Annotated in this window: 2 protein-coding genes; both read right to left on the bottom strand. The window is 59.2% G+C overall.

Features of this window, described 5'->3' with window-relative positions; all coding sequences use genetic code 11:
- Nucleotides 1-221: 30S ribosomal protein S10 (gene rpsJ / locus PLN84_RS13260; protein ID WP_348532185.1), on the bottom strand; the 221-nt coding region annotated here is incomplete at its 3' end.
- Between the two features lie 30 nt (nt 222-251).
- Nucleotides 252-1529, bottom strand: a complete 1278-nt coding sequence (gene tuf, locus PLN84_RS13255; protein WP_299954835.1) for a translation elongation factor EF-1 subunit alpha — start codon at nt 1527-1529, stop codon at nt 252-254.
- Nucleotides 1530-1554 lie beyond the last annotated feature (25 nt).

The following is a 1554-nucleotide window of genomic DNA, read 5'->3' as shown; positions in this document are numbered from 1 at the left end:
TCGATGAGCCTCTTGTGCACCCGCATCTGCCAGCGATCCCAGGTTGCGGTACCTTCGCCGTCAGGGCTCTTCCTGGTGGGCACCACGAGTTTCTTCGTGGGCAGCGGGATCGGACCTGCCAGATTGACGCCGGTACGCTCTGCTATCTCTTTGATCCTATCACAGACCATCTCGATTTTTTCAAAGTCAGTTCCTGAAAGACGTATTCTGGCCTTCTGCATATCTACCACCAAAAAATTATGGGTACCTTCTTATCTCATCTGCTTGGGCGTGATGTTGATGCACACGCCTGCCGCAATGGTGGATCCCATATCACGGACAGCGAACCGTCCGAGCTGCGGGATCTCCTTGACCTTCTCGATGACCATGGCCTGGGTTGGCTTGATCTTGACGATCGCGGCATCGCCGGTCTTGAGGAACGTGGGGTTCTCCTCCTTGACCTGGCCGGTGCGGGGGTCGAGTTTCTTCTGGAGCTCGATGAAGGTGCACGCGATCTGGGCGGTGTGGCAGTGGAAGACCGGGGTGTAGCCGACGGTCAGGGCGCTCGGGTGGTGAAGCACGACGACCTGCGCGATGAACTCATCTGCAACGGTCGGCGGCACGTCGGCGGGACCGCAGACGTCGCCGCGGCGGATGTCACCCTTGCCGATACCGCGGACGTTGAACCCGACGTTGTCGCCCGGGAGCGCCTGCGGGATCTCCTCGTGGTGCATCTCGATGGACTTGACCTCACCCTCTTTGTTCGCGGGCATGAAGCTGACCTTCATTCCCTTCTTCATGATACCGGTCTCGACACGGCCGACGGGCACGGTCCCGATACCGGAGATGGAGTAGACGTCCTGGATGGGGAGACGCATGGGCAGGGTCGTGGGCTTCTCGGGCTCGGTGAGCGCGTTGAGTGCGGCAAGTACCGTCTGGCCCTTGTACCAGGGGGTGTTCGCGCTGGGCTTGGCGATGTTGTCGCCGACGAACGCGCTCATCGGGATGAAACTGATGGCGTCGGGCTTGTAGCCGACCATCTTGAGCAGCTGGGAGAGTTGTTCCTTGACCTCGTTGTAGCGCTTCTCGTCGTACTTGACGGCATCCATCTTGTTGATGCCGATGATCAGCTGGTTGATGCCGAGCGTACGGGACAGGAAGACGTGCTCCTTGGTCTGCTCCATCACGCCGTCGGGTGCGGCGACGACCAGCAGTGCGGCGTCTGCCTGGGATGCGCCCGTGATCATGTTCTTGACGAAGTCACGGTGTCCGGGGCAGTCCACGACGGTGAAGTAGAACTTGTCGGTGTCGAACCGCTTGTGGGCGATATCGATGGTGATACCACGTTCACGCTCTTCCTTGAGGCTGTCCATGACCCAGGCGAACTCGAACGAGCCCTTACCCTTGGATTCGGCCTCCTTCCTGAACGACTCGATGATGTGGGGCGCTACCGCTCCGGTCTCAAAGAGCAACCGACCGACGGTCGTAGACTTCCCGTGGTCGATGTGTCCGATTACTGCTAAATTCATGTGGGGCTTTTCAACTGCCATAGATTGTATCCTCCACTCAAATAGG

The sequence above is a fragment of the Methanoculleus sp. genome (assembly GCF_035363275.1).
GTDB lineage: Archaea > Halobacteriota > Methanomicrobia > Methanomicrobiales > Methanoculleaceae > Methanoculleus.
This window is presented reverse-complemented; position numbering and strand designations above follow the sequence as displayed.

Bases quoted from the DNA above. Each gene is read 5' to 3' on its own strand.
- tuf (WP_299954835.1), bottom strand. From the start codon at position 1,529: ATGGCAGTTGAAAAGCCCCACATGAATTTAGCAGTAATCGGACACATC.